Annotated in this window: 25 protein-coding genes; 11 read left to right on the forward strand and 14 right to left on the reverse strand. The window is 62.6% G+C overall.

Features of this window, described 5'->3' with window-relative positions:
* Nucleotides 1–46 precede the first annotated feature (46 nt).
* The 4 genes from BMZ70_RS05355 to BMZ70_RS05370 all read left to right on the forward strand — a co-directional run bounded on the left by BMZ70_RS05355 (nucleotide 47) and on the right by BMZ70_RS05370 (nucleotide 6063).
* Nucleotides 47–1273, forward strand: coding sequence for a hybrid sensor histidine kinase/response regulator (locus tag BMZ70_RS05355; RefSeq protein WP_092270917.1), 1227 nt, complete (start codon nucleotides 47–49; stop codon nucleotides 1271–1273).
* Nucleotides 1254–2276, forward strand: coding sequence for an ABC transporter substrate-binding protein (locus BMZ70_RS05360; RefSeq protein WP_092270920.1), 1023 nt, complete (start codon nucleotides 1254–1256; stop codon nucleotides 2274–2276). Before BMZ70_RS05355 ends, BMZ70_RS05360 begins: the two co-directional genes overlap by 20 nt.
* Before the next feature lie 8 nt (nucleotides 2277–2284).
* The gene (locus BMZ70_RS05365; RefSeq protein WP_092270923.1) at nucleotides 2285–4801 is read left to right on the forward strand and encodes an ATP-binding protein; all 2517 of its coding nucleotides are present in this window, start codon (nucleotides 2285–2287) and stop codon (nucleotides 4799–4801) included.
* 86 nt (nucleotides 4802–4887) lie between these two features.
* Complete coding sequence (locus BMZ70_RS05370; RefSeq protein ID WP_092270926.1) at nucleotides 4888–6063, forward strand: tyrosine-type recombinase/integrase; 1176 nt, start codon at nucleotides 4888–4890, stop codon at nucleotides 6061–6063.
* An 85-nt stretch (nucleotides 6064–6148) separates the two neighbouring features.
* Here BMZ70_RS05370 and BMZ70_RS27880 read toward each other — a convergent pair whose 3' ends face one another.
* From BMZ70_RS27880 to BMZ70_RS05410, 9 genes are all read right to left on the reverse strand, one after another.
* On the reverse strand, nucleotides 6149–7918 hold the full coding sequence (locus BMZ70_RS27880; RefSeq protein WP_130300900.1) for a patatin-like phospholipase domain-containing protein: 1770 nt from the start codon (nucleotides 7916–7918) through the stop codon (nucleotides 6149–6151).
* A gap of 127 nt (nucleotides 7919–8045) precedes the next feature.
* Nucleotides 8046–8798 carry a 3-oxoadipate enol-lactonase gene (gene pcaD / locus BMZ70_RS05375; RefSeq protein WP_092270930.1) on the reverse strand — a complete coding sequence of 251 codons (753 nt, stop codon included), beginning with the start codon at nucleotides 8796–8798 and terminating at the stop codon, nucleotides 8046–8048.
* A 3-nt stretch (nucleotides 8799–8801) separates the two neighbouring features.
* The gene (gene benD / locus BMZ70_RS05380; RefSeq protein ID WP_092270933.1) at nucleotides 8802–9584 is read right to left on the reverse strand and encodes a benzoate diol dehydrogenase BenD; all 783 of its coding nucleotides are present in this window, start codon (nucleotides 9582–9584) and stop codon (nucleotides 8802–8804) included.
* Nucleotides 9581–10606 (reverse strand): benzoate 1,2-dioxygenase electron transfer component BenC, encoded by a 1026-nt coding sequence (gene benC / locus BMZ70_RS05385; RefSeq protein WP_092270936.1) that lies wholly within the window; start codon nucleotides 10604–10606, stop codon nucleotides 9581–9583. Before benC ends, benD begins: the two co-directional genes overlap by 4 nt.
* A 10-nt stretch (nucleotides 10607–10616) precedes the next feature.
* Nucleotides 10617–11096: a benzoate 1,2-dioxygenase small subunit gene (gene benB / locus BMZ70_RS05390; protein ID WP_092270939.1), complete on the reverse strand. Its 480-nt coding sequence runs from the start codon at nucleotides 11094–11096 to the stop codon at nucleotides 10617–10619.
* The gene (gene benA, locus BMZ70_RS05395) at nucleotides 11093–12448 is read right to left on the reverse strand and encodes a benzoate 1,2-dioxygenase large subunit (RefSeq protein WP_092277580.1); all 1356 of its coding nucleotides are present in this window, start codon (nucleotides 12446–12448) and stop codon (nucleotides 11093–11095) included. The genes benB and benA overlap by 4 nt, the downstream gene beginning before the upstream one ends.
* 10 nt (nucleotides 12449–12458) lie before the next feature.
* On the reverse strand, nucleotides 12459–13379 hold the full coding sequence (catA, locus tag BMZ70_RS05400) for a catechol 1,2-dioxygenase (protein ID WP_092270941.1): 921 nt from the start codon (nucleotides 13377–13379) through the stop codon (nucleotides 12459–12461).
* Between the two features lie 27 nt (nucleotides 13380–13406).
* The gene (gene catC, locus BMZ70_RS05405; protein ID WP_092270944.1) at nucleotides 13407–13697 is read right to left on the reverse strand and encodes a muconolactone Delta-isomerase; all 291 of its coding nucleotides are present in this window, start codon (nucleotides 13695–13697) and stop codon (nucleotides 13407–13409) included.
* Between the two features lie 12 nt (nucleotides 13698–13709).
* Nucleotides 13710–14819: a muconate/chloromuconate family cycloisomerase gene (locus tag BMZ70_RS05410; RefSeq protein WP_092270947.1), complete on the reverse strand. Its 1110-nt coding sequence runs from the start codon at nucleotides 14817–14819 to the stop codon at nucleotides 13710–13712.
* A gap of 100 nt (nucleotides 14820–14919) precedes the next feature.
* Between BMZ70_RS05410 and BMZ70_RS05415 the strand changes: the two genes are divergently transcribed.
* Entirely contained in the window at nucleotides 14920–15834 is a 915-nt protein-coding gene (locus BMZ70_RS05415; protein ID WP_092270950.1) for a LysR family transcriptional regulator, read from the forward strand.
* Here BMZ70_RS05415 and BMZ70_RS05420 read toward each other — a convergent pair.
* A complete protein-coding gene (locus tag BMZ70_RS05420; protein ID WP_092270953.1) occupies nucleotides 15831–17168 on the reverse strand; it encodes an MFS transporter in 1338 nt (445 codons plus the stop codon). The two genes, BMZ70_RS05415 and BMZ70_RS05420, sit on opposite strands and share 4 nt — an antisense overlap.
* Nucleotides 17146–18339, reverse strand: coding sequence for a benzoate/H(+) symporter BenE family transporter (locus tag BMZ70_RS05425; protein WP_092270956.1), 1194 nt, complete (start codon nucleotides 18337–18339; stop codon nucleotides 17146–17148). Before BMZ70_RS05425 ends, BMZ70_RS05420 begins: the two co-directional genes overlap by 23 nt.
* 300 nt (nucleotides 18340–18639) lie before the next feature.
* Here BMZ70_RS05425 and BMZ70_RS05430 point away from each other — a divergent pair, with 300 nt between their 5' ends.
* From BMZ70_RS05430 to BMZ70_RS29275, 3 genes are read left to right on the forward strand one after another with little or no spacing between them, the layout of a single operon-like run.
* Nucleotides 18640–19635, forward strand: a complete 996-nt coding sequence (locus BMZ70_RS05430) for a zinc-dependent alcohol dehydrogenase family protein (RefSeq protein WP_175500757.1) — start codon at nucleotides 18640–18642, stop codon at nucleotides 19633–19635.
* Nucleotides 19632–19895 (forward strand): LLM class flavin-dependent oxidoreductase, encoded by a 264-nt coding sequence (locus tag BMZ70_RS29270; RefSeq protein ID WP_373922468.1) that lies wholly within the window; start codon nucleotides 19632–19634, stop codon nucleotides 19893–19895. The genes BMZ70_RS05430 and BMZ70_RS29270 overlap by 4 nt, the downstream gene beginning before the upstream one ends.
* Nucleotides 19841–20611, forward strand: a complete 771-nt coding sequence (locus BMZ70_RS29275; protein ID WP_373922469.1) for an MsnO8 family LLM class oxidoreductase — start codon at nucleotides 19841–19843, stop codon at nucleotides 20609–20611. Before BMZ70_RS29270 ends, BMZ70_RS29275 begins: the two co-directional genes overlap by 55 nt.
* A gap of 195 nt (nucleotides 20612–20806) precedes the next feature.
* On the opposite strand, the gene BMZ70_RS05440 is transcribed toward BMZ70_RS29275, so the two are convergent.
* The 3 genes from BMZ70_RS05440 to BMZ70_RS05450 form a co-directional block, all read right to left on the reverse strand.
* Complete coding sequence (locus BMZ70_RS05440; protein WP_092270959.1) at nucleotides 20807–21274, reverse strand: MarR family winged helix-turn-helix transcriptional regulator; 468 nt, start codon at nucleotides 21272–21274, stop codon at nucleotides 20807–20809.
* 4 nt (nucleotides 21275–21278) lie between these two features.
* Nucleotides 21279–22451: an MFS transporter gene (locus BMZ70_RS05445; protein ID WP_165403568.1), complete on the reverse strand. Its 1173-nt coding sequence runs from the start codon at nucleotides 22449–22451 to the stop codon at nucleotides 21279–21281.
* A 104-nt stretch (nucleotides 22452–22555) separates the two neighbouring features.
* Nucleotides 22556–23371 (reverse strand): ferritin-like domain-containing protein, encoded by an 816-nt coding sequence (locus tag BMZ70_RS05450; protein WP_092270965.1) that lies wholly within the window; start codon nucleotides 23369–23371, stop codon nucleotides 22556–22558.
* Nucleotides 23372–23523: 152 nt separating this feature from the next.
* Here BMZ70_RS05450 and BMZ70_RS05455 point away from each other — a divergent pair, with 152 nt between their 5' ends.
* The 3 genes from BMZ70_RS05455 to BMZ70_RS05465 all read left to right on the forward strand — a co-directional run bounded on the left by BMZ70_RS05455 (nucleotide 23524) and on the right by BMZ70_RS05465 (nucleotide 25976).
* Nucleotides 23524–24033: a PRC-barrel domain-containing protein gene (locus tag BMZ70_RS05455; RefSeq protein ID WP_092270968.1), complete on the forward strand. Its 510-nt coding sequence runs from the start codon at nucleotides 23524–23526 to the stop codon at nucleotides 24031–24033.
* 85 nt (nucleotides 24034–24118) lie between these two features.
* The gene (locus BMZ70_RS05460; RefSeq protein ID WP_092277584.1) at nucleotides 24119–25180 is read left to right on the forward strand and encodes an ABC transporter substrate-binding protein; all 1062 of its coding nucleotides are present in this window, start codon (nucleotides 24119–24121) and stop codon (nucleotides 25178–25180) included.
* 43 nt (nucleotides 25181–25223) lie between these two features.
* A complete protein-coding gene (locus tag BMZ70_RS05465; RefSeq protein WP_092270970.1) occupies nucleotides 25224–25976 on the forward strand; it encodes a transporter substrate-binding domain-containing protein in 753 nt (250 codons plus the stop codon).
* The last annotated feature ends 25 nt before the right edge of the window (nucleotides 25977–26001 follow it).

The following is a 26001-nucleotide window of genomic DNA, read 5'->3' on the forward strand; positions in this document are numbered from 1 at the left end:
TGGCATAATCTTTAACGTTGCTAACCTGTCCCGAAAGGGGGCGCAAATGGCCGAATTCGTTTCGCCTGCGCGGATCGTGGTGGTGGACGACCAGTTGTCGCACCTGCGGGCGTTGTGCGACATTCTTGGGCAGCACGATTTCGATCCCACCGGCTGCGCCACCGGCGAGGCCGCACTGGCCGCGCTGCGGAGCGGCAACTTCGATCTGCTGCTGACCGACCTGGTCATGCCCGGCATCGACGGCCTGGCCCTGGTCGAAGCGGCGCGCGCCATCGATCCCCACATCGCCTGCATCATCATGACCGGCGAAGGCACGGTCGATACGGCGGTCAAAGCCATGAAAATCGGCGTGCTCGACTACATCGTCAAGCCGTTTAAGGCGGCGACCCTGTTGCCCATCCTCGAGCGCGCCACCGAATCGCGCCGGCTGCGGCTGCAAAACGCCAGGCTGGAAGCGGCGCTGCGCGACCGCGTGGAAGAACTGGGCTGGCTGAACACCGTGCTGGACGCCGCCCGCCAGGAGGCCGAGCGCGCCAACCAGGAAAAATCCACCTTCCTGTCCAGCATGAGCCATGAGTTGCGCACGCCGCTCAACAGCATCCTCGGCTTCGCCCAGATCCTCGCCAGCGACAAATTCCCCAAGGGCGAGGGCGAGGCCCGGCGCTTTGCGCAGAATATCGTGCAGTCCGGGCGGCACCTGCTGTCGCTGGTGAACGAAATCCTCGACCTGGCCAAGATCGAAGCGGGCAAAATCCCGCTGAACATGGGGCCGGTGGCGCTCGACAACGTGCTGCGCGAGGCCTACACCATCGTGGCCCCGCTGGCGCAGGCGCGGCAGGTGACACTGGCGCCGCTGCCGGAATCGCGGCTGCTGCTGTGTGCCGACGAAGTCCGGCTCAAGCAGATTCTGGTCAACCTGCTGTCGAATGCCATCAAGTACAACCGCGAGCGCGGGCGGGTCAGCGTGCGCTGCGCGCAGCACGACGGCCACGGCTCGGTGGCGGTGACCGATAGCGGCCAGGGGTTGAGCCCGGCCCAGCTTGCCGCCATTTTCCTGCCCTTCAGCCGTGCCGGGCGCGACGAAAATTCCGAGGAAGGCACCGGACTGGGCCTGACCATCACCCAGCGGCTGGTGGAAGCCATGCGCGGCAGCATCGAAGTCGAAAGCGAGCCGGGCGTTGGCAGCACTTTCCGCATCGACTTACCGCTGCAATGCGAGCCCGAGGCCGCCACGCTATCCAATCGGAGCCGCCATGAATCCGTCAGGCCGTAGGGCGATGTGGCTGGCGGCCGGCGCGGCCTTGCTGGCGGGGATAAGCATCGGATTGTGGCTGGGCTTGCGTCCGGCGAGCGTTGCGCCGCCAGCGGTGGAAGCCATCACCATCGCTACCAACACCGACTACCTGGGCGCCTGCCCGGTGGTAGCGGCGCGCGACCAGGGCTACTTCGATGCGCACCAGTTGCAGGTCCAGCTGCAGCCGCACAGCAGCGGCAAGCAGGCGCTGGCGGCGGTGCTGTCCAACAAAGCCGACATGGCCACCGTGGCCGATATACCGATCGCCTTCGCCGCGCTCAACGGCACGCCGATACAAATATTCGGCACCATCTTCCGCACCGGCGGCGATCATGGCGTGGTGGCGCGGCGCGACCACGGCGTCAACCAGATGGCGGACCTGAAGGGCAAACGTATCGGCGTCACGCTCACCACTTCGGGCCACTTCGCGCTGGACGTGCTGCTCAACCGCCTGCGCCTCGATACCGATGACGTCCAACTGCGCAACTACGCGCCCGATCGCCTGCTGCCGGCGCTGCTGGCCGGCGAGGTGGACGCCGTCAGCGGCTGGGATCCCTTCCTTGGCCTGATGGAGCAGCAGCTGGGCGCCAACGCGCTGCGCTTTTCCGGACAGGACAGCTACGAAAGCATCTACAACATGGTGGCGCCCAACGCCTATCTGAAGCAGCATCCGCAGACCATCGTCCGGCTGCTGCGGGCGCTGGAGCAGGGCGAGCGCTACTGCCGCGAACATCCGGCCACGGCGGCCGCCTTCCTGAAACGCCTGACGCCGGAGGGCAGGGCGGCGCTGCTGGCGGCGTGGCCGCAGCATCACTTCGGACTGGAGCTGGACCAGAGCCTGCTGCTGGTGCTGGAGGACCAGTCGCGCTGGGCCATCAAGCAGGGGCTGAGCAGCGCACGCGACGTGCCGAATTTCCTGGACTACGTTTACCTCGACGGCATGAAGGCCGTCAGTCCGGTCGAAATGACCATCATCTTCTAGGAACCAGCGTGAAAATCGTCACCCGTCTCAAGCTGGCGCAACTGATCTGCATCGTGCTGCTGGCGATCATGGCCGTCATCTTCGCGCGCACCACCTTGCAGATGCGGGCCGAAGTCGCCAAGGCCGAAGTGACCAACGAAGTGCTGCGCGCGGCGTCCGGCCTGCGCTACCTGTCGCTGGAATACGTGCTGCATCACGGCGAGCGCAGCCGCCAGCAATGGCTGATGCGGCGGACCTCGCTGCAACAACTGATCGCCGGCGACGGCAACTTCGACGCCGCGCCGGAGCGGGAGTTGCTGGACGATCTGCGCCAGAACTCGCAGTCGATCGCCACCCTGTTCGATGAATTGCAGGGCTTGCAGGCCGAACACGAGCGCGAGCCGGGCCGGGAAGCCATCCTGCAGGAACTGGAGGCGCGGCTCACCGGCCTGATCATGAACCGCGCGCAAAACATGATGTCGGACGCCGAGGCCTTGTCGCGCCTGAACCGCGAACGCATCCTCGCCGCGCAAAACGATGCGATGATTGCCGCCGCCGCGCTTGGCGGCCTGATCCTCATCGTGGTGCTGGGGGCGATGGGCCTGACCGTCCGCAGCGTAACCGTGCCGCTGGCGCGCCTGCATCGCGCCACCGAAGTCGTGGGCGGCGGCAGCCTCGACTTTTCGCTGGCGCTGCGGGCGGACGATGAAATCGGCAGCCTGGCACGCTCGTTCGACCACATGGTGCAGCGGCTGCGGCAAACCACGGTGTCACGCAACGAACTGCTGCAGACCAACCAGGCGCTGCAAGTTGAAATCGGCGAGCGTCAGGCGGCCGAAGCCAAAGTGCTGGCGCAGTTGACCCGCATGAGTCTGCTTCACCAGATTACCCGTTCCATCGGCGAACGGCAGGATTTGCGCAGCATCTTCCAGGTCGTCATCCGTAGCCTGGAAGACCAGCTGCCGGTGGATTTTGGCGCCATCTGCGAATACACGGATGGCGAACTGGTGGTGCGCAGCGTCGGCGTGCGCAGCTACGACTTGTCGATGACGCTGGCGATGGGCGAGGCGGCGCATATCCCTATCGACCAGAACGGCCTGTCGCGCTGCGTGGCGGGACAACTGGTGTACGAAGCCGATATCGGCGCGATCGACTTTCCCTTCCCGCAGCGGTTGGCGCACGGCGGTCTTGGCTCGATGGTGCTGGCGCCCTTGCTGGCCGAAAGCACCGTGTTCGGCGTCCTGGTGGTGGCGCGCCGCCAGCCGCAAGGCTTCTCCAGCAGCGACTGCGAATTCCTGCTGCAATTGAGCGAACACGTGGCGCTGGCGGCCACCCAGGCGCGCCTGTACGCGACCTTGCAGCAAGCCTACGACGACCTGCATCAAAGCCAGGCCCAGGTGACCAAGCAGGAACGGCTGCGCGCGTTGGGGCAAATGGCGAGCGGCATCGCGCATGACATCAACAACGCCATCGCGCCGATCGGGTTGTATGCCGAATCCCTGCTGGAAACCGAGCACGGCCTGAGCGAGCGCGGCCGCGCCAGCCTGCAAGTAATGGAACGCGCCATCGACGACGTGGCGGCGACCGTAGCGCGGATGCGCGAATTCTATCGCCAGCGGGCGCCGCAATTGACGCTCAGCACCGTCAACGTCAACCAGATCATGCAGCACGTGGTCGATTTAACGCGGGCGCGCTGGTCGGACATGCCGCAGCAGCGCGGCATCGTCATCGAGATGCGGCAGGACTTGGGCGAGAACTTGCCGCTGATTCTGGGCGTGGAAGGCGAAATCCGCGAGGCCTTGACCAACCTGGTGTTCAACGCCGTTGACGCGATGCCGGACGGCGGCGTCGTCACACTGCGCACGCGCTACGTTGAACGGTTGGATGGCGCGCTGGGCGCACACGTGCTGATTGAAGTGCGCGACAACGGCGCCGGCATGGATGAGGCCACGCAGCGGCGCTGCATGGAGCCGTTCTTTACCACCAAAGGCGAGCGTGGCACGGGGCTGGGACTGGCTACCGTGTACGGCATGACCGAGCGCCACGGCGCGCGGCTGGCAGTAGACTCCAAGCCGGGCGGGGGCACGGCGATGAAAATGTATTTCCCGGTCGCCGGGCAAGCCATCGACGTGGACGAGGGCGCGACTGCGCTGCGGCCGGCCAGCAGCCTGAAAATCCTGATCGTGGACGACGATCCGACCTTGCTGGCATCACTGGGCAACATCCTGGGGGCGGATGGCCATGAAGTCACACAGGCCGACAGCGGGCAGGGCGGCATCGACCGTTTCCGCGAGGCCCAGTCGAGCGGCCACGGCTACGAGGTCGTCATCACCGACCTCGGCATGCCTTACGTGGACGGTCGCAAAGTCGCCGAAACAGTGAAACAAATCGCGCCAGCCACGCCGGTCATTCTGCTGACAGGTTGGGGCCAGCGCCTGATTCCGGACAGCGACGAAGGCCCGGTCAACGTCGACCAGGTACTGAGCAAGCCGCCGAAAATCCGCGAACTGCGGGCCGCGTTGGTCAAGTGCACTGCTGTCATTTAATCGACATTACTACCTATATTGTCGATTAAAAACACTGGGTAAAATACTGTATAATTCACTGGGTATTCATACAGTTTTCATGCTTAATGCAACCCAAGAAATTCGACGTCATCAACCTGGACCCATATCCCGCACAAAGTGACGGTGCCGAACAGCGCCGTCAACGCGACATCGACGCCCTGCGTACCATCGCCGAGGACGCCATGACCGATGCCCGCACGGACAGCGAAATTGCGCGGGAATTCATCAGCCACGGCGAACTGGGCCCCAAATCGATGGCCAACACGCAAAAAGAGCTGTTCCGGTTCCTGACCTGGTGCCGGGAAGAGGCAGGCAAATCGCTGCGCCAGCTGAACGTGGCCGACCTGAACGGCTACAAGGAGTTCCTGAAATCGCCGCCGCAGGACTGGGTTTCGACCACCAAATGGCCGCGCAACGATCCGCGATATCGACCATTCAGCGGCCCGTTGTCGGACGCCAGCCGCCGCCAGGCCATGATCGCGGTCAAAGGATTGTTCGCGTACGCCACGCACACCGGCTACTTGCGGCGCGATCCGGCGGCGCTGGTCAAGCACGTCAAGACCGCCAGTGCCAGCCGCATCACGCGCTACCTGACGTCGGACGCGCTGAATCTGGCGCTGTCCAAGGCAGCCGCGCGCGAAGCGACGACGCCAGCGGCCGTACGCCGGCGCGAGCGCGATCATTTTCTGTTGAGCGCATACATCCACACCGGCGCGCGCCTGAACGAAATCGTCAGCGCCAATATGGGCGCGCTTTACACCGAAGGCAACGGCCGCTGGTGGCTGGACGTGCTCGGCAAAGGCAACAAACCGCGCCGGTTGCCGGTGCCGCCCGAAATGCTGGCGGCGTTCCGCCAATATCGTTTCGCGTACGGCATGACGCCACACACGGTGCGCAGCGACGACACGCCGCTGGTATTGTCGAGCCGTGGCGAAGCGCGCGTGCGGATTACGGACGAAGCCGCGTCAGACGCGCTCAAAGCCATCTTTGCCGAAGCGGCCAGCGCAGCGGACGTGATGGGCGACGCCGACATGGCAGCTACATTGCGGCAAGCGTCGGCGCATTGGCTGCGGCACAGCATGCTGACCAACCATGCCAACAACGGCGTGCAGCTGAAAACCCTGCAAGAAACCGCCGGCCACGCCAGCATCGCCACAACAGCTGCGTATTTGCACAAGACCGACAACGAGCGCCACGACGAGATTCTCGCTTCCGTGGGCACCTCCAAGAACTCGACGTAATTTCGCATAATTTATATTATGTAAAATGGTTAACCCCGCCGTCCCTTGCCTGTTTCCACCCGCACTACGGTTTGTACGGGTGAGATTAAGAAAATTTCGCAGTAAATTCCGGCTCATATGCAAGTTCAAGAGCTAGCTCACGTCCCAGACGATATAACGCCATAATCTCATCGGTCGATAGTTGCTGATCGAGCGTCGTGATGTGCGGAAAGCCTTTGAATTTTCCTGCGAGGCTATGCTGTGAGCCATTAATTTTGACGTGTATGTACTTACCATACTTTAACGCGCCGGCCGCCCCTCCTGGGTAGACAATATTCCCGGTCAAAATACCGGATGTATTCTGTTGAAATCTAAATTTTGTAGAGGCGCTAGCCAAGTCAGGAATGACTAACGTTGCTAAATCCTCCGACCGTAACGTGACGCACAACTGCCGCAGATCCTCAAATTCAAATTCAGGATCAAATCCCGCATCAAGACATACAATTACATCGGACCGTCGTTTAAACAATGCAAGCGCACCTAAATTTTCTACAAATCCTCCGTCCGATAACTGCATAGTGGTTGGACGTGCGCCGGCCAACGTCAGTAACCGGTTCAGACTTGTGAGCACATATTGTAGTTGTCCGCTCGTTTGAGCTGCTACCCAATACCCTGTGCCGCCAAACAGCGCTCCCCCCAAGGCAGATAGCGTTGCAGTCGATTTGATAAAGTCCACTGCCCCACCTGAAATCGCCATTGCATCTGCCAAATCGAGATCTGGCAGATGTTCGCTTAATTTGGCGTATCCAGTCTTAAACGAGCCGCAGTAGTGTGGCGTTAATTCAAATTCGATGAGGGACGAGCCTAGATTCGCGGAAGCATTGAAAATGGGATACGGATTCCATGACTGAGGTAAATTATGCAACTTAACCGGAGTGGTATCTTGCGGAAGAAATCGATCGAGCAGAATTTGACGGTAGGATTGAAATACAAAATGTACCTTATTCTGCCACTTCAACGACCAGTTCCAAGGAAACAGCAAGCCAATGAAAGCGACTACCCAAAGCGCTATCTCTGCCCATGTGTGCATATGCACAATAAGCACCAGCGTTGTTGACAGAACGCCTAGTAGTGTCGCGAAGGACCAGCGAAACAACGGATCCGAAGTCCGTTGAAAACGATGCGGATTCGCTGAAACATAGCGCTCTCGTAAGAACATACAGAGCAGAATCGTCGCGCTACTTTGCCACGCTCCATATTCTATAGCGGCAAGAGCGCCGAGGAAAAAACAAAGAAACGTGGTTAGGACGAATAGCTCGGCCGTTAATGGCGGACGCTGACTTATACGGCGGCGCCTGGATACCTCCCCCAATGCTAGCGCGCCGAATGCGGTAAGTCCGCCGACGATTGACACATTCTGACTATCCTCGGCATTGCCACGTACTAGCGTGAACAACGGTAGCGCAATCAAGGCAAAGAGCGGTAGGCAATGGAATAGCAGATCGAGCACGAAGGCAGTGATTAACCTGCCTAGCTTGTATGGTGGTGCTTCCAACCGGTAATCACTATTGAACAGCGGATCGGCCGGTCGGTGACATAGTTGGCTAATCACACCGGCTGCAGTGTATCCCCCGCCAGACACGGACGAAATATAGTCGAATTTTGCGAAAAATTTCCGCGTATGAAGCTCTTCGATCAGTCCACGTGCGATAAACGCAGAACGAATTCCGCCACCAGAAAGCGCTAATCCTTTAATTTCTTGCGCATCGATATCGGTTTTTTTAAGATGCCCAGCTACGTGGGCCTTTTGCCTGCGTAATGAAATCGCCTTGCGCTCATCGTTCCGAAGATAGGGTGGAAGTTCGTGTTGTTTCAAGTTTTGGCTCCGTCCAAATTCTGCATTACCCCACCCTTTGTCACTTAGACTTTGTTACTCAAAGATAGACAGTATCACAACGGAGCGAGGTCGCTGCAACAAAAAAAACAGGAGTTTTCGCCGCTGGTTAATTGAGCAGGAATTTTCGTAGCGCCTTGTTGAATGCAGCTTCGGCTTCGATGTTGGAAATGTGGGATGCTTCCAGCGTGACCAATGCCGAGCCTTGGATGTGCGCTAGCATGGCGGTGGCGTCGGCGACGGTGGTGACTGGGTCGCTGGCGCCGGCGATGAGTAACGTTGCCGCCGCGATCTGCGATATTTCGGCACGCAGATCTGCGCCGGCCAACGCGTCGCAGCAGTTGGCATAGCCTGGCGCATCGGCATTGCGCAGCGCGGCAACCAAAGCGACCACGCGCTGCGGTTCGTGCGCGATGAAGGCGGGCGTGAACCAGCGGCTCGCAGCGCCGTCGGCGACGCCATTGAGTCCGGCCGCCCTCACCTGCGCGGCGCGTTCTTGCCAGCCTTGCGGCGTGCCGATGCGCGGTGCGGAGTTGGCGATGACCAGTTTGTCCAGCCGCTGCGGTAAGTGGATACCGAGCCACTGTGCGATCGCGCCGCCCATCGACAGCCCGCAGAAGTGCACCCGCTCGATCTCCAGCTGATCGAGCAGCGACAGCACGTCCTGTCCCAGTGTAGCCAGGGTGGTCGGTCCCGCAAGTGCCGGCGAGCCGCCGTGGCCGCGCGTGTCGTAGCGCAGGATGTGGAAGTCGTCTTTGAAGAACGCGACCTGCGCATCCCACATGCTCATGTCCGTGCCGAGTGAGTTGGAAAACATCAGCCACGGCTTGCCGGGCTGTCCGTCAATCTGATAGGCGGTCATTATTTATCCTTGGTCGCCGCCGCCCACCGGCAGCACGCTGCCCGTGATGTACGACGAATCGCTCGATGCCAGGAACAGGATTGCGCTGACTTGTTCGGCGATGGTGCCGTAGCGGTGCATCAGGCTACTGGCCTTGGTCTGGTCGACGATGCCTTGGTACCAGCGCTGTTCCTGTTCATTCAGCGGCTGCGCATTGCGCGGTACTTTGCGCGGAGGCGCCTCCGTGCCGCCGGTGGCCACCGCGTTGACGCGAATGCCGTTTTCGGCGTGCTCCATCGCCAGGCTGGCGGTCAGTGCGTTGACCGCGCCCTTGGCCGCCGAATACGGAATGCGGTAAATGCCGCGCGTTGCCACCGAAGACACGTTGACGATCACGCCCTGCTTGCGCTCCACCATTTGCGGCAGCACGGCGCGGCAGCACCATAAGGTCGGGAACAGCGACCGGCGGATTTCCGCCTCCACCTGTTCCGGCTGGTATTCCGGGTAGGGTTGCACCCAGATCGTGCCGCCGACGTTATTAATCAGCACATCGACGCGGCCATACGCGGCAATCGCGGCGGCGTTGAGCTGCTCCGCGCCTTCCCACGTTTCCAGATCGCCGCGCGCGACGACAGCCATTGCGCCCAGCTCCTGCACCTCGGCCGCCACTTCCTCCACGATGGCGGAACGGTCGGCCAGCACCAGTTGCGCGCCTTCGCGTGCCAGTGCCAATGCCACGCCACGTCCGATGCCTTGCCCGGCGCCGGTGACAATCACCGCTTGTCCTTCAAACCGGCGCGCGCTCATGCCGCCACCTCGCTGCTGGCCGAGAATTTCTCGAAGTAGAAATTGGCCGGCGTCACGCCGCAATCCTTGAGCCAGCGTCGTACCGCATCCACCATCGGCACCGGGCCGCACAGGTAGATATCGACGTCGCCGCCGTTCAGCCATTCTTGCTCCACATGCTGCGTGACGTAGCCTTTGCGCGGATGCGCGCTGTCGTCCGAAGCCACGCAAGTGCGGAAGCTGAACTGCGGATGCGCCGCCGCGATGCGCTGCAAATGCTCGATGGCGACCAGATCGACGTCATTGGTCACGCCAAACACCATGCGCACCGGCTGGCGCATGCCGCCCGCCGCCAGTACCTGCAGCATCGACAAAAATGGGGCGATGCCGGTGCCGCCGGCCAGCAGCAGCAAAGGCCGCTGCACTTCGCGAAGGTAGAAGCTGCCGTAGGGGCCGGAGAACGCAATCGGCTGGCCGACTTGCGCATCTTTTGCGAGGAAAGTGCTCATGCGGCCTTCCGGCACATTACGCACCACGAATTCAAAGCGGCGCGCACCGGGCGCGGAACTGAACGAGTAGGAGCGCGTAAGCGTGGTGCCGGGCACTTCGACGTTCACGTATTGACCGGACAGGAAGCTCACGTCCGCGCCCTGCTCCAGTTCAATCGCAAAACCCAGCGTGGTGTCGGACAGCTGCTGCACCGTGGCCAGGTTGCCGGTGTAGCGCGAGATGCCGGTCTTGCATGCCGCCGAGGTGGCGGGAATTTTCACTACGCAATCGGAGGTCGGCTTCATCTGGCAGGCCAGCACCTGGCGCTGGGCCGCTTCCTCCGGCGTCAGCGCGTCTTCGATGTAGCTCGATTCAGGCATGTCGTAGCTGCCGGATTCGCACAGCCCGCGGCAAGTGCCGCAGGCGCCGTCGCGGCAGTCCAGCGGGATGTTGACCTTTTGCCGGTAGGCGGCATCGGCCAGTTTTTCGTTCTCGTTGCACGAGATGAAGCGGGTTACCCCGTCTTCAAACTGAAGGGCGATGTTGTAGCTCATCGTTGTCTCCTTAGATGTGATAGACGTCGATCACCTGGTTGATGTAATCGTTCTTCAGCACCACGTATTTATTGAGGATCTGCGGGCGTTCGCCGGAAAAGTCGATCACGTAGCGCGACATGCCGAAGTAGCTGAAGTCCGTCTTGTAGCGGTGGCTCAGCGTGTGCCAGTTGAAACGCACAGTAAACACGCGGCCTTCCTGCTTCTCGATCTCCACGTTGGCGATGTTATGGCTGGTGCGCGTATCCGGCATGGTGGCGCTGGAACGCTCGGTCTTGATGCGGAACACGCGGTCTTCCAGGCCCTGGCGGGTTGGGTAGAAAATCAGCGAGATTTCGCGCTGCGGGTCGGTCACCAGCTGGTCGTCATCGTCCCACGACGGCATCCAGAATTGCGCGTCCGGGTGGTAGCATTCCAGCCATTTGTCCCACTGCTCATCGTCCAGCAGGCGGGATTCGCGGTACAGGAAAGCGCAGATTTCGTTAATCATTTCGCTGCTCCTTCGGCTTGCAGGGCTTTCTTCATCACGTCCAGCCAGTAGCGGTGCTGGATGGTGTACAAGCCTTCGTCCTCAGTCTTCACGCCGCTCATGACGGGATTGAGGCCGATTTCGCGCGCGGCGGCATCGGCGCCCTGCACCCAGTGTTTCGAGCCACGGCACATGTCGTTCCATTCCAGCGCGATTCCCTTGTAGCCTTGCTGGCAGGCGCGGAACTCTTCCAGGTCGTCCGGCGTCGCCATGCCGCTGACGTTGAAGAAGTCCTCGTACTGGCGGATGCGGCGTGCACGCGCTTCGTCGGACTCGCCTTTCGGCGCGATGCAGTAGATCGTTACCTCGGTCTTGTCGACCGAGATAGGCCGCAGCAGGCGGATTTGCGAACCGAATTGGTCCATCAGATAGACGTTCGGATACAGGCACAGGTTGCGCGAGCGCTCGATCATCCAGTCCGCCGTGGCGCCGCCAAACTGCTCGGCGTATTCCGCGCGGCGCGGATAGTTGGGCCGGTCCTGTGGATTGGCCCATTGGGTCCACAGCAGCAGGTGGCCGTGCTCGAAGGCGTAGAAACCGCCGCCCTGCTTACCCCAATTGCCGGCATCCATCGCCTTGATCTTGTCTTCGCGCGCCGCTTCTTCCTTGCGACGGTTGGTGGTGGCGGCGTAATTCCAGTGCACCGCCGAGACGTGGTAGCCGTCCGCGCCGTTCTCCGCTTGCAGCTTCCAGTTGCCTTCAAAGGTGTAGGTCGAGGAGCCGCGCAGCACTTCCAGTCCATCGGCGGACTGGTTGACGATCATGTCGATGATCTTGGCCGCTTCGCCGAGGAACTCCGGCAGCGGCGCCACGTCGTCATTCAGGCTGCCGAACAGGAAGCCTTTGTAACTCTCGAAGCGCGCCACTTTCTTCAGGTCGTGCGAGCCTTCCTTGTTGAAGCAGTCCGGATAGCCTGCATCTTCCGGATCTTTCACCTTCAGCAGCTTGCCGCTGTTGTTGAAGGTCCAGCCGTGGAACGGGCAAGTGTAGGTCGCCTTGTTGCCGCGCTTGTGGCGGCACAGCTGCGCGCCGCGATGGGTGCAGGCATTGATGAAGGCATTCAGCTCGCCCTGACGATTACGCGCGATGAAGACCGGCTGGCGGCCGATGTGCGTCGTGTAGTAGTCGTTGTTGTTCGGGACTTGGCTTTCGTGGGCAAGGTAGATCCAGTTTCCTTCGAAGATGTGCTTCATCTCCAGCTCGAACAATTCGGGATCGGTAAAGGCGGCGCGGTGCAAGCGATAATCGCCCTTGTCGTGGTCTTCGATCAGATACTGGTCGATGGACGGCTTGGCTTTGTGGATCGGGATCATGGCCAACCTCTTATGCAGCGGCGCGCACGCGTTCAACTTCCGCAGCCGGCGCGGCATCACGCTCTGCATACAGGCTGAAGTCGAAGTCGATTTCGGCGTATGGCTTGTCCAGGCCCTTGGCGCTGATCTTTGCCGCATCGGTAATGTGGCGCACCGCCGGCACCAGGCCTTCGCGGCTGGCGAAGGCAAAATCGTCCCACAAGTATTCATCGCCGTCGATGTTGATCTGAGTGGTCAGCTTGCGCTGGCCTTCGGCGCTGATGAAGAAGTGGATGTGCGCTGGACGATGGCCGTGGCGGCCCAGCTGGTCCAGCAGGCGCTGGGTGGTGCCGTCCGGCGGGCAACTGTAGCCAACCGGCAGGATGCTGCGGAATTGGTAGCGTCCCTCGCCGTCGGTGTAGATGGTGCGGCGCAGATTGAACGGCGACTGGGTCTGGTCGAAGAACGAGTAGCCGCCCATCAGATTGCAGTGCCAGACTTCGACTTTGGCATTGGTCAGCGGCTTGCCTTGTTCGTCGCGCACCGTGCCTTGCATGAACAGGACTTCGGCCTTGTCGACTTCAGTGCCATCATCGAGACGTGCAAAACCCTTGCTTTCCGGTGCGCCGGCTACATACAGCGGGCCTTCGATGGTGCGCGGCGTGCCGCCGGTCAGGCCGGCCCTGGCTTCCGCTTCATCGGCGCGGATGTCGAGGAAGCGTTCCAGTCCGAGGCCCGGCGCCAGCAGGCCCAGTTCATTACGCACGCCGGCTTCGCGCAAGTATTCCAGGCCGCTCCAGAATTCCGTGGCCTGGATGTCCAGGTCTTCGATGGTTTTGCACAGGGCGCTGACCAGGCCTACCACCACCTGCTGCACGCGCGGGTTGGCCGGGGCGGTTGCGCTGTCGATGATCCAGCTCTTTACCAGTGCGTCGATTTCTTGATGGTTCATGTTATGTCTCCTCTTCGAGTGGTGGATTTAAGCGTCGGTATCGCGTACGGAAGACGGATGCCGGCACATTGGGTTGATGTCGATCTTCATATAGGGGAAAAGCGGCAGCGAAGTCAGTAGCGCGTGCAGCTCGTCGACGCTTTCGACATCGAACACGCTGAAGTTGGCGTACTGCCCGGCGATGCGCCACAGGTGACGCCACTTGCCGCTGCGCAGCAGGCTTTGCGCCAACTCGCGCTCATTCTTCTTGAGTTCATCGGCCTGCGCGGCCGGCATGGCCGGTGGCAGTTGAACATCCATGCGGACGTGGAACAGCATGGCAATCTCCTTTTATTTGCGGCGCAGGCGCGCCAGTTTGTCCATATCGATGTCGACACCGAGGCCAGGGCCGGTCGGCACTTGCAGCATGAAGTCTTTGTAGACCAGCGGCGTTTGCAGCACTTCCTCGGTCAGCAGCAGCGGTCCAAACAGCTCGGTGCCGGCCGACAGGTCGGTGAAGGTCGAGAACAGGTGGGCCGATGCCGCCGTGCCCACGCCGCCCTCCAGCATGGTGCCGCCGTACAGGCTCACGCCGGACAACTGCGCCACCGTCGCCACCTGCGCGGCCGGAATCAAGCCGCCGGACTGGGTGATCTTCACCGCGAAGACGTCGGCCGCCGAGGCGTTTGCAAACGCCAGCGCATCCTGCGGGCCATGCAGCGCTTCGTCGGCCATGATGGAGACCGCGTAACGCTGCGCCAGGCGCGCCATTGCCGCCGTGTTCTCGGCGCGCACCGGCTGTTCGATCAGATCAATGCCGCCAGCTTCCAGCGCGGCGATGCCCTGCACCGCTTCCAGCTCGCTCCACGCCTGGTTCACATCGACGCGCACACTGACCGCATCGCCGAGTGCTTTTTTAATCGCCAGCACATGCTTGACGTCGTCGGCCACCGGACGGGCGCCGATCTTCAGCTTGAAGATGCGGTGGCGGCGCTTCTCCAGCATCAGCTCTGCTTCGGCGATGTCTTTGGCGGTGTCGCCGCTGGCCAGCGTCCACGCCACCGGCAGCGCATCGCGCACGCGGCCGCCCAGCAGTTCGCTGAGCGGGATGCCGAGGCGGCGTGCCTGCGCATCCAGCAGCGCGGTCTCGATCGCGCATTTGGCGAAGCGGTTGCCCTGGATGATCTTGCGGATCTTCGCCATCGCCTTCGCCACCTGGCTCGCTTCCATGCCTGTCAGCAGCGGTGCGATGTGGGTGTCGATATTGACCTTGATGCTCTCCGGGCTCTCCTCGCCGTAGTTCAAGCCGCCGATGGTGGTGGCCTCGCCCCAGCCTTCGATGCCGTCGGCGCAAACCACGCGCACCAGCACCAGCGTTTGCGTATTCATCGTCGCCACCGAGAGCTTGTGCGGACGGATGGTCGGGACGTCGGCGAGGATGACTTCAATGTTCTGAATCATATTTAGTTTGTATAATTGATCGGATAAGTACACAATATTCTTGAAGAACCTCCCCGTCCAACACTGATTTGGCATTGTTTTAATACCCGAAAGGTATGCAATGGAATTGCGTCACCTGCGTTACTTCGTCGCCGTCGCCGACGAGAAAAACTTCACCCGCGCCGCCGAGCGCCTGCACATCGCGCAGCCGCCTTTGAGCCGCCAGATCCAGCAACTGGAAGAGGAGCTGGGCGTGGAATTGATTGAGAAAGGCACGCGCCCGGTGAAGCTGACCGAGGCCGGCGCATTCTTCCACGCGCATGCGCAGGAATTGCTGGCCAAGGCGGCCGAACTGAAAACCATGACCCAGCGCGTGGGCAAAATCGAGCGCACTTTGTCGATTGGTTTTGTGGCGTCCACGCTATACGGCCTGCTGCCGCGCATCGTGCGCCGGTATCGCGCGCAGCATCCGCAGGTGGAGGTGACCTTCCATGAGCTGACCACCATGCAGCAGATCCAGGCGCTGAAGGATGGCGTGATAGATGTCGGCTTTGGCCGCGTGAAGAGTGAGGATCCGAATATCCGGCGCATTGTGCTGCGCGAGGAGCGGCTGGTGATGGCGCTGCCGGCGGGGCATCCGCGCGCGGCGTCGTCGGATCCTTTGAGTCTCGTCGACCTGCAATCGGAAACGCTGCTGGTATACCCGAAAACGCCGCGCCCCAGCTTTGCCGACCAGGTGTTGTCGGTGCTGTCCGAGCGCGCCATCGTGCCGCTGAAAATCATCGAGGTGCGCGAACTGCAGATTGCGATCGGCCTGGTGGCGGCCGGCCAGGGCGTGGCCATCGTGCCGGAAAGCGTGCAAGGCATGAAGCGCGACGACGTGGTGTTCCGCGCCCTCACCGACCGCCACGCCGTGTCGCCGGTGATGTTCAGCGTGCGCAAGCTGGATCGCTCGGAGGAACTGCAGAAGATGCTGGCCGTGATCTACGACGTGTACGACGCGGCCGGCATCAGCTACATCCGGGAAACGCTTTAAGCCGCAGCCGGCGCTGCCGCCAGCGAGACAGACGCCGAGCGGCCGTGCCGGATCAGCGATACGGCTATCGTCGCAATCACCGCCGGTATTGCGATGGCGACGAAGTTCTGCTCCAGCGGCAGCGCCATGCCAACCAGCGTGCCGATCACGATCGGCGCCAGGATCGCGCCGCTGCGGCCCACGCCCGAGGCCCAGCCTATGCCGGTCGAGCGCACGGCGGCCGGATAGAACTGGCCCGCATAGGCATAGGTCACAATCTGGGTGCCGATGGTCGAGGCGCCGGCCAGGCCGACCAGCACATACAGCACTTCGGTCGATACCTTGTAGCCGAGCAGCGTGATCGATACCGCCGCCAGCGCGTACATCCCCACCAGTACGTATTTGATGTGGAAACGGTCCGCCAGCCAGCCGCCGCCCACCGCACCGACTACCGCGCCGAAGTTCAGCACCAGCACAAAGGTCAGCGCGGAGCCAAGGCTGTAACCTGCGCTGGCCATCAGCTTGGCCAGCCACGAGCTCAGTGCATACACCATGAACAGGCACATAAAGAAGGCGATCCAGAACATCACGGTGCTGAAGCCGCGGCCGTCCTGGAACAGCTTCCCGATCGGCGCACCTTCGGCGCGGTCATGGGTGGCGACGGCATAACGGTCGGTCGCTCCGACAACATACTGCGGCTCCATGCGAGTCAGGATGCTTTGCAGTTCGCCGATGCGCGCCTGGCGAATCAGGAACGGCATCGATTCCGGCAATGACTTCAGGATGAACGGAATCAGCACCACCGGTGCGCCGGCCGCGAGAAACACAGACTGCCAGCCATAGGCTTCGATCATGCCTTTGCCCAGCAGCGCCGCCAGCATGCCGCCTACCGCGTAGCCGCTGAACATCAGCGTCACCATCGTCGAGCGGATTCTGCGTGGCGAGTACTCGGTCATCTGCGCCACCACGTTCGGCATCACGCCGCCGATGCCAAGGCCGGCCAGAAAGCGCATGGCGCTGAACACATAGGGATCCTGCGTCAGTCCCGCCGCCGCCGTGAAGACGCTGAACAGCGCCAGGCAAATCGCAATCGCACGTGGACGACCAATGCGGTCGGCCACCGTCCCCAAAAAGATCGCGCCGAACATCATGCCGAACAACGCCGAGCTGACCATGAAGCCGGCATTCTGCGCCGTTACCCCCATGCTCTTCATGATGGATGGCAGCGCGATGCCGGCAACCGCCAGGTCGTAGCCGTCGCAAATGATAATGATCGCGCACCACGCCAGGATGCCGGCATGGAAGCGGTTGAAGCGCGCGTTGTCCGCTAGTTTATGGATGTCGATGTGCTGCATGATGCTGGTCTCCCTTGTTGTAGTAGTGGTGATTAAACTTATGTGCGGCCATGCCGATCAAAATGCCCCAGAACGCCGAGCCGAGACCGAGGAAGGTCATGCCCGACGCGGTGGCGAGAAAAGTAAGCACGGAAGCTTCGCGCTCCGGCGATTCGGCAATCTGTGCGAGGTTGGTGGTGATGGGGCCCAGCAGCGCCAGTCCTGCCAGTGTCACGATCAATTCCTTGGGCAAGGCGGCGAACAGCATCACCACCGAGCCGCCGCACAAGCCGGCCAGCAGGTAGAACACCCCGTTGGCGATGCCGGCGATGTAGCGCTTGCGCGGATCCTCATGCGCATCGCGCCCGGTGCACATGGCGGCCGTAATCGCGGCAATCGCGATCGTGATCCCGCCGGTGAATGCAGTGATGATCGAAGCCACGCTGTTGACCGCCACCACGCGCCGCACCGGCACGTTGTAGCCGGCGCTCTTGAGGATCGTCATGCCGGGCAAGTACTGGCCGCTCAATGTGGTCAGCACCAGCGGCAAGGCCAGGCTGAAGGTCGAAGACCAGCTCCACTCGGGCGGGATGAATTGCGGTGTCACCAACTGCAGCTGTACGCTGGCGAGATGCGTCTGCCCGGTCATCATAGCGATGGCGATGCCTGTCGCCAGCAACAGCACGACGGCATAGCGCGGATAAAGACGCTTGAACAACAGGAATGTCACCAGCATGCCGCACACCAGCAACGGCGAGGTGCCCATGCCTTTGAAAGCGTTGAGGCCAAACGGCAGCAGGATCCCTGCCATCATGCCGCTGGCGATCCCCTTGGGTACATACGCCATCAGACGCTCAAAGCCGCCGCTTAAGCCGATTGCCAGCAACAGCACCGCAGCGGTCAGGTAGGCGCCAACCGCTTCATGAATCGACAGCGCGGGGAACAAGGGAATGAGCAGCGCAGTGCCGGGCGCGGACCACGCGGTGATGACCGGCGCCTTCAGCGTCCAACTCAACATGATGCCGGCCAGCGCCGCACCCAGCGTGATGCCCCATACCCACGAAGCGAACATCTCGTTGGACATGTGCCCTGCTTGCGCGGCCTGGTAAAAAATGGCGAGCGGCCCGGCCAGTGAAACCAGCACGGCGAGAAAGCCCGCGCCGATGGCGGAAACGGGCAGTGAGGATGGCATGGGTGTCTCCGTGTTTTTGTCTTTGTGGCAGAGTAGACAAGTTACAGGGCACGGTCCAACACCGATTTAGTATGCTTTAAATACCTTTCGAGTATGCGCAAAATGCCTGCAGATAGCTCTTCAGGCTTGGGGCATTTCATGGTAAATGGGTCATTGTCCACCTCCATTGGTCGTCCCGTAAGTCGATATAAGCAGGGGCTTTATGCAAGATTCTGGGATTCTGTATTTGCTCCCGGGCCGTTGCGGCGGCGCCCCTGGCTCCCTACACTGGATTCATTCCCAATCCAACTGGAGCAAATCATGAAACAGACGATGAAAGCAGCCGTACTGAACGCCTTCGAAGCACCACTGGCATTGTCCGAGGTGGAGCGCCCGGTCGCCGCCAAGGGCCAGGTGCTGGTCAAGATCATGGCCAGCGGCGTCAATCCGCTGGACATCAAGATCGCTGGCGGCAAGGCCGATCATGCCAACGTCACCCTGCCCGCCATCCTCGGCATCGACATGGCCGGCGTGGTGGAAGCCGTTGGCGAGGGCGTGACCGGCTTCGCCCCTGGCGACGAGGTGTGGGGCATGACGGGCGGCGTCGGCGGCGTCCAGGGCTCGCTGGCCCAATACGCCGCCGTGGATGCCGACCTGCTGGCGCACAAGCCGACCAGCATCAGCATGCGCGAAGCCGCCGCCCTGCCGCTGGTGTTTATCACCGCTTGGGAAGGTCTGGTGGACCGCGCCAAGGTCGGTCCCGGCATGAAGGTGCTGGTGCACGGCGGCGCCGGCGGCGTCGGTCATATTGCGGTTCAACTCGCCCGCGCTTACGGTGCCGACGTGTACGCAACCGGCAGTGCTGCCCAGCGCGCCACCATCGAGGGCTACGGCGCCACCTTCATCGACTACCAGGCCAGCACGGTGGATGAATACGTGCGGCAGCACACCGGCGGCGAGGGCTTCGACATCGTGTATGACACGGTGGGCGGCGCCACCCTGGATGCGTCTTTCGCTGCCGCCAAGCGCTACCACGGCCATGTGGTGAGCTGCCTCGGCTGGGGAACCCACGCGCTGGCGCCACTGTCGTTCCGCGCCGCGACCTACTCGGGCGTGTTCACCCTGCTGCCATTGCTGAGCGGCTTTGGCCGTGCCAACCACGGCGCCATCATGACCGCCGCCGCCAAGCTGGTCGATGACGGCAAGATCTCGGTGCTGATGGATGCCCAGCGTTACGCGCTGGCCGACGTCGGCAAGGCCCACGCGGCGCTGCAGGCCGGCACCGCGCGCGGCAAAGTCGTGGTGGAGGTGGCATGAGCCTGCTGGCCTCGGTCCCGTTCTCGGCGCTCGATGTCGTGCCCCAGCGTGCCGGCGGGACGATGGCCGACGCCCTGAACGAAGCGCTGGCTTACGGGCGGGCGCTGGAGCGGCTAGGCTACCATCGGCTGTGGCTGGCGGAACACCACAACCTGTCGGGTGTCGCCTCGGGCTGGGACGCGCGCCGGGCGCCGACGGCGACACCATGCGGGCTTTGCGGCGGGGCCCGGCCGATGGGAATGTTTTCGCGGAACTGGTGACGGAAGTCCAGCAATACGTAGGGCCGGTTTTGCCGGGACAACGCGTGCGCGCGGTGCCCGGCGCCGGCACCAACGTGCCGATCTGGATCCTCGGTTCCGGCACGTTTGGCGCGTCGCTGGCGGCGGAGCGCGGCCTGCCCTTTGCATTCGCCGCGCATATCGCGCCCCGGGCGCTGCGCGAGGCGGCACAAGTCTACCGCGCCCGGTTCAAGCCGTCGGCGGCACATGCCCGGCCTTACCTGATGGTGTGCCTGCCGCTGGTGGCGGCAGCGTCGGACGCCGAGGCGCAGTTCCTCGCCACCACCATGTTCCAGCGTTCGCTGGCGCTGTTCCGGGGCGAGGGCCTGACCATGTTGCCGCCGGTGGCCGATATGTCTGCCATTTGGAGCGAGGCCGAGGAAGTCGCCGTGCGTGGCATGCTCAGCGCCGCCATCATCGGCGGGCCCGCTACTGTGCTGAAGCGGCTGGAGCAAGTACTGGCGTCAACCCAGGCGGACGAGCTGATGTTCAGCTCCAACTTCTACCACGCCGAGCACCGCTTGCGTTCGATAGAAATCGTCGCCGGCCTGCATGGACCGCAGCGGCTTGCCGGTGCGCTCGAGCGTGTCGATCAGGCGCGCCGATCAGCCCGGCCCGATTGCGCTCCGTGGCGGCGGCCATCGCATCGCCATCGGCGGGGGCGGCCCGGTGACCTCGTTTGTCAGCGGCTTCTTTGACATTGACCAGATGGAGGCCAAGCCGCTGTTAAAAGCGCTGCCGAAACTCATCCATCCGCGCTTACTCCAGCATGCCGCAGGGGCCCACGCGCGGCTGGCTGGCGGCGGCCCGCGACCGTCACTTGTCGCACTCAATCGGGATGACGCCGGGCGCCTTCCGCAAGGCGCACGAGGCGGCGGTTCAATTATCATAGCCTACAAGGTTTCCGCCGGCAGGCTATTGGCGATCGATAGCAGCGCGCCAGCGCCTTGCTCGCCCAGCAGCCGTTTGGCTGTCTCCTGTGCGTCGCGCCAGGCGGGCATGGCGGCTTCCAGCAGCTTGCGGCCCGTTTTGGACAACACGATGGGCCGGCTGCGCCCTGAGCTTGGCGGCTGTTCTTCAACCCATCCCTGATCAAGCAGCAGCTGCAAGTTGCGGGTGGAGGTCGACCGTTCAAGGTGATTGGCGCGCGCCAGTTCTGCGCGGCTGGCGCCCTTCATCTTGGCGATGACCACCAGCATGGAAAACTGGGAAGAATTCACGTCAAACGGACGCAGCGCCTGGTCGTAAATATTGGTGATGACACGCGAAATAATCCGCGTGCGGGTCAACAGGCAGTGCTGGGTGACTTCTGCAATCAGGCCTGCTTCGAGGTGCGCGTGGTTGGCTGTATCGGTTTTCATGGGCCTATTTTAGTGTAGATGTTGCAGCCAGCGCCACGACGCGGATTTTCCGGCTGGCCGATTGGGCGAACATGAATGCCAGCACGATGGGCGCCACCGCGATCAGTCCCAGCAGGTGATGGTCCAGCGCGGCAATCCCGGCGGCGCCCACCACCCCGGCCACGGATATACCCACATACAAGGCAGCCGAGTTCAGTCCCATCAGCAAGGGCGCGGCCGCCGGAGCGATCTGGATCAGGCGTGCCTGCTGCGGCACCACCAGGCCCCAGCCGCAAATGCCCCAGATCACGACAGCGATAGCTGCGGTAGGTAGCGATGCACTGGTCCACGGCAGGGCCAGGAAATTCAGCACCAGCAAGGCGATGGCGCCATTGATGATGACGCGGCTGCCAAAGCGGTCGGTCAGGCGGCCTGCGGCCAGGTTGCCGGCCGTAGCGGCAACGCCCCACAGCAGCATCAGGCCAGCGAGCACTTCAGGATGGCCGCCGGTAGCCCGGTCAAAGCTCACGCCCATGTAGGTGTAGACCGAGAACATGCCGGCATACGCTGCCAGCGTTGTGAGCAGGGTCAGCGCGACGCGGCTGTCCTTCAGCGGCGCCAGGCGCTGTTGAAGGCTGGCCGACGGCAAGGCCGCAATCGTGGGCAGCAGGTACTGCACCGCTGCCAACGCAGCCAGACCGACGGCGCAGACGAACCACAAGGTGTCGCGCCAGTTGCCCAGGCTGCCGATAAAGGTGCCCAGCGGCGAGCCGAGCGCGGTGGCGCTGGACAATCCAGCGATCACCACCGCCAACGCTTGCGCGCGCTTCTCCGGCGCCGCCAAGGCAGCGGCGGTTGCGGTGGCGGTTGGGCTGTACATGGCCGCGCCCAGGCCGGCGATGAAACGGCTGGCAAGCACCAGCCCCAGCGTTGGCGCCAGCGCGGTGATGGCATTGCCAATGACAAAAATTGCCAAGCCTGCAAGCAGCAGGCGCTTGCGCGGCCAGTGAGACGCCAGTGCCGCGATCACGGGCGACAGCAAGGCATAGCTCAGCGCATATACCGTGACCATCTGGCCGGCCACGGAGACCGATACATTCAGCGACTCGGCCACCTGCGGCAGGATGCCTGCCACCACAAAGCTGTCGGTGCCGACTGCGAACATGCCGGCAGCGAGGGTTAATAGACGACGATCGATATTCATCGCAGTTTCCTTATGGTGTATCTACACCATTGACGTTAAAAATATTGCGGCATGACGCCGCAGGCTTGAAGTCACTATAGTGTATATGCACCATAAGGTCAAGCGACAGTTTTTGTCTGCAGTGCCGCAAGTTCGTCCTCGGTGAAGCCAGCCTGGCGGCGCGCCTCAAGATTGAACGGGCCGCGCGGGGTTGGTGCGTTGTACTGGCGTGCGAGGTCGGCGTAGGCTGGGATCAGTTCCAGCCCGCGCTGGCGGCACAAGTAGCCGTACCAGCGGTTGCCGATTTCGACGTGACCGATTTCGTCGCGCAGGATGATGTCGAGGATGGCCGCCGCTTCCCGGTCGCCGGCCTGCCACAGCTTGGCGCGCAGCGGTGGATTGGCGTCGAGACCGCGCGCTTCCAGCGTGCGCGGCACCAGCGCCATGCGCGCCAGCACATCGTCCGAGGTCTTGGCGACCATCTCCCACAGGCTGTCATGGGCGATGAACTGGCCGTAGTGGTAGCCCTGCTTCTGCAAATGCTCTTCCAGCAGCGAGTAGTGGTAAGCCTCTTCCTTCGCCACTTGCAGCCAGTCGGTGTAGTACGCGGCCGGCAGGCCGGGGAAGCGCCAGATCGCATCCAGCGCCAGGTTGATGGCATTGAACTCAATGTGCGCCAGCGCGTGAATCAGCATCGCCCGGCCTTCCACCGTATTCATCGCGCGCCGCCCAACCTGCAGCGGCGGCACCAGTTCCGGCTTGTCCGGGCGGCCCGGAATCTCGGCGGACGACGCCAGCCCCGCCTGCGGATCCGGGACGCAGCTGCCGTCCTGCGACGCCGCCGCCATCGCGTACACCGCCGCGACCTTGGTGGCCGGATCCGGCTCGACCAGGCATTGCAGCGCGCGGGCGCGGAGTTCCAGTGGTGCTTGCATAATTCGTGTTCCAATTTAACGAGGCCGATAGTCTACCACTACGTTCCGCGTGAACTCAGTCCTGTCCTACAGTGACACTGCCTGTGCACCTATACCTCGGCAGTCGCTGCGCCAGCATGATGTGTCAACCAACTCACCACATGGAGACCATCATGAGCTATCTGGACCGCGACACCTATGGCATCTACACCAACGACGACGACACCGGCCCTGGCCCGCGCCTGATGGGGGCCGACACGCTGATCGGCGAGGATGTCTATAACCGCCAGGACGAAGATCTGGGCGACATCAAGGAAATCATGCTGGACATCCGCAGTGGCCAGGTGGCGTACGCCGTGCTGTCCTTCGGCGGCTGGCTGGGCATGGGCGATAAGCTGTTTGCGGTGCCGTGGCAGGCGCTGGAACTGGACACCGTCAACAAGCGCTTCCTGCTGGATGTGTCGAAAGAGCACCTGAAAAATGCGCCCGGCTTCGACAAGGATGACTGGCCGGACATGGCCAGCACCGAATTCAACACCGAACTGCATAGCTTCTACGGCACCCGCCAGAATGTCGCGGGCGGCGTCACCTCGACCGGCAGCGTAATGGGCACCGGCAGCAGCAGCCTGCAAAGCGACCCAGGCTACACCGGCAGCCGTGGCACGGGCGGCGGCAACATCTGACGCTGGCCCGACCGGAGCACATATTGGCTCGCCAAGGCATGCGATAACGCGCATGCCGGGCGGGCCTTTCTGGTTTAATCGCTGCATGCACAAGACCTTAACTACCCTGCTCTTCTTTGCGGCCTTGTCCGCCAATGCGATTGAACCGCTGCCGGCGGAAACGATGGACGATACCCGCGTGTTCCGGGTCGAAGTCCTGCAAGTGACCGATATCGAGCCTTACCGCGAAGCGCTGGCTGGCTTCCTCAAGTCGCTGCAAACCAGCGGACTGGTGGAAGGCAAGAACCTCAGCGTGCACAAGGCCACCATCGATTTCGACGCTGAAAATGGCGGCTTCTGGAGCAAGCTCGGCGTGCTGCTGCGCATCCGCCAGGAGTCGGCGCGCATTGTCGAGGCCAAGCCGGATCTGGTACTGACCATCGGCACGCCGGCCACCAAGTACGCGCGCGGCATGATGACCGATGCTCGCATTCCACTCGTGTTCACGGCGGTCGCCAATCCCGAGGACGCCGGCTGCGTGTCGCTGGTCGATGCCGGTGAAGGCGCTACCGGATCCACCCTCTACACCGACATGACCGACTCGCTCAAGCTGGTCAAGGATGTCTTCCCCGACGTGCGCCGCATCGGCATGGTCCACAGCGACGACGACAACGGCATCGCCAACGTGGCGGCGGCCACCGCCAAGGGCAAGCCGCTGGGGCTGGATGTCAGCGCGCGCCAGGTCAACAAGAATGAGCACATCGCGCCCAAGCTGAAGGAGTTGTACGCGGCCGGCGCCGACATGTTTGCCGTGCCGTTGGACACTTACTACGGCCTGCACCGCTACGAAGCGTCGATGGACCTCGGTGATTTCGGCGTCGAGAACAAGGTGCCGGTGGTGACGCTGGCGATGGTGCGCGTGCCCGGCGCCGCGCTGTACATCGGCGCCGATTTCAAGCAGGTCGGCCAACTTGCCGGCACGCAGGCGGCCAAGATTCTCAAGCGTCACACCAAGCCGGACGTGCTGCCCATCCTGCGCCAGGAAACCCCGACCGTGCTGGTCGATCCGGCCCGGCTGGAAGCGCTCAAAGTCGCCCTGCCGGCGCAGCTGGCGGCACGCAAAACCGTGGCCGCCAACGGTTTCTGGCAAATCGATCTGGTGAAATAAAGTTGTTATACTGGGCCGGTCATCGACTCAGGCAGGACCGGCCATGCAGCGCAGGCAATTCGTCACCGGCATCACCCTGTCCGCTCTGTCCGCCTTGCCCGGCGGGATAATTTGGGCCGACGAGCCGCGTCGCATCGTCATGGCCAGCCTGGTCAGTAATCGGGATGGGTTTGCCGCGCGCTGGTTGCAACTGATCTACAGCGACGCCTTCCAGCAACTCGGCATCGAGTTGGAAATCCGTACCTTCCCCGCCGCCCGTGCTGCCGCCGAATCGGCCGCCGACAATGTCGACGGCGAGCTGGCACGCAGCTTCGAATACGCTGACACCCACCCCAACCTGATTCGCGTGCCCGAGCCCACGCTGTTCGCCAACACCATCGCCTACGCCGTGCGCGCCGACATCAAGCTCGAGCCCCGCTACGACAGCCTGCGCGACACCGGCTACCGGGTCGAGCACCGGCTGGGCTATCCCATCATCGCCCGCAAGCTGGCGGCGGTGGTGCCGCCCGCCAACCTGTCCGAGGTGCGCAATGCCGAGACCGGCCTGCGCAAGCTCGTCCTTGGCCGCTCCGATATCTACGTGGACGTCGAGGACACTGTGGAATCGCTGCTGCTAGCCGCCGAATTCCGTGACGCCGGCGTGCGCAAGTTGGCGGTAATGGACCGTGGCCCGGTCCACGCCTATCTCAACCGCCGGCACAGCCAATTGGCGCCGCGCCTTGCCGCCGTCATCAAGAAGATGCGCGACAGCGGCCAGATCGAACGCTATCGCCAGCAAGCCTTGCACCAAAAATGAGCATTCCCACTGGCACGTTTCTTGA

The sequence above is a fragment of the Duganella sp. CF402 genome (genome assembly GCF_900109645.1).
Taxonomy (GTDB): domain Bacteria; phylum Pseudomonadota; class Gammaproteobacteria; order Burkholderiales; family Burkholderiaceae_D; genus Rugamonas.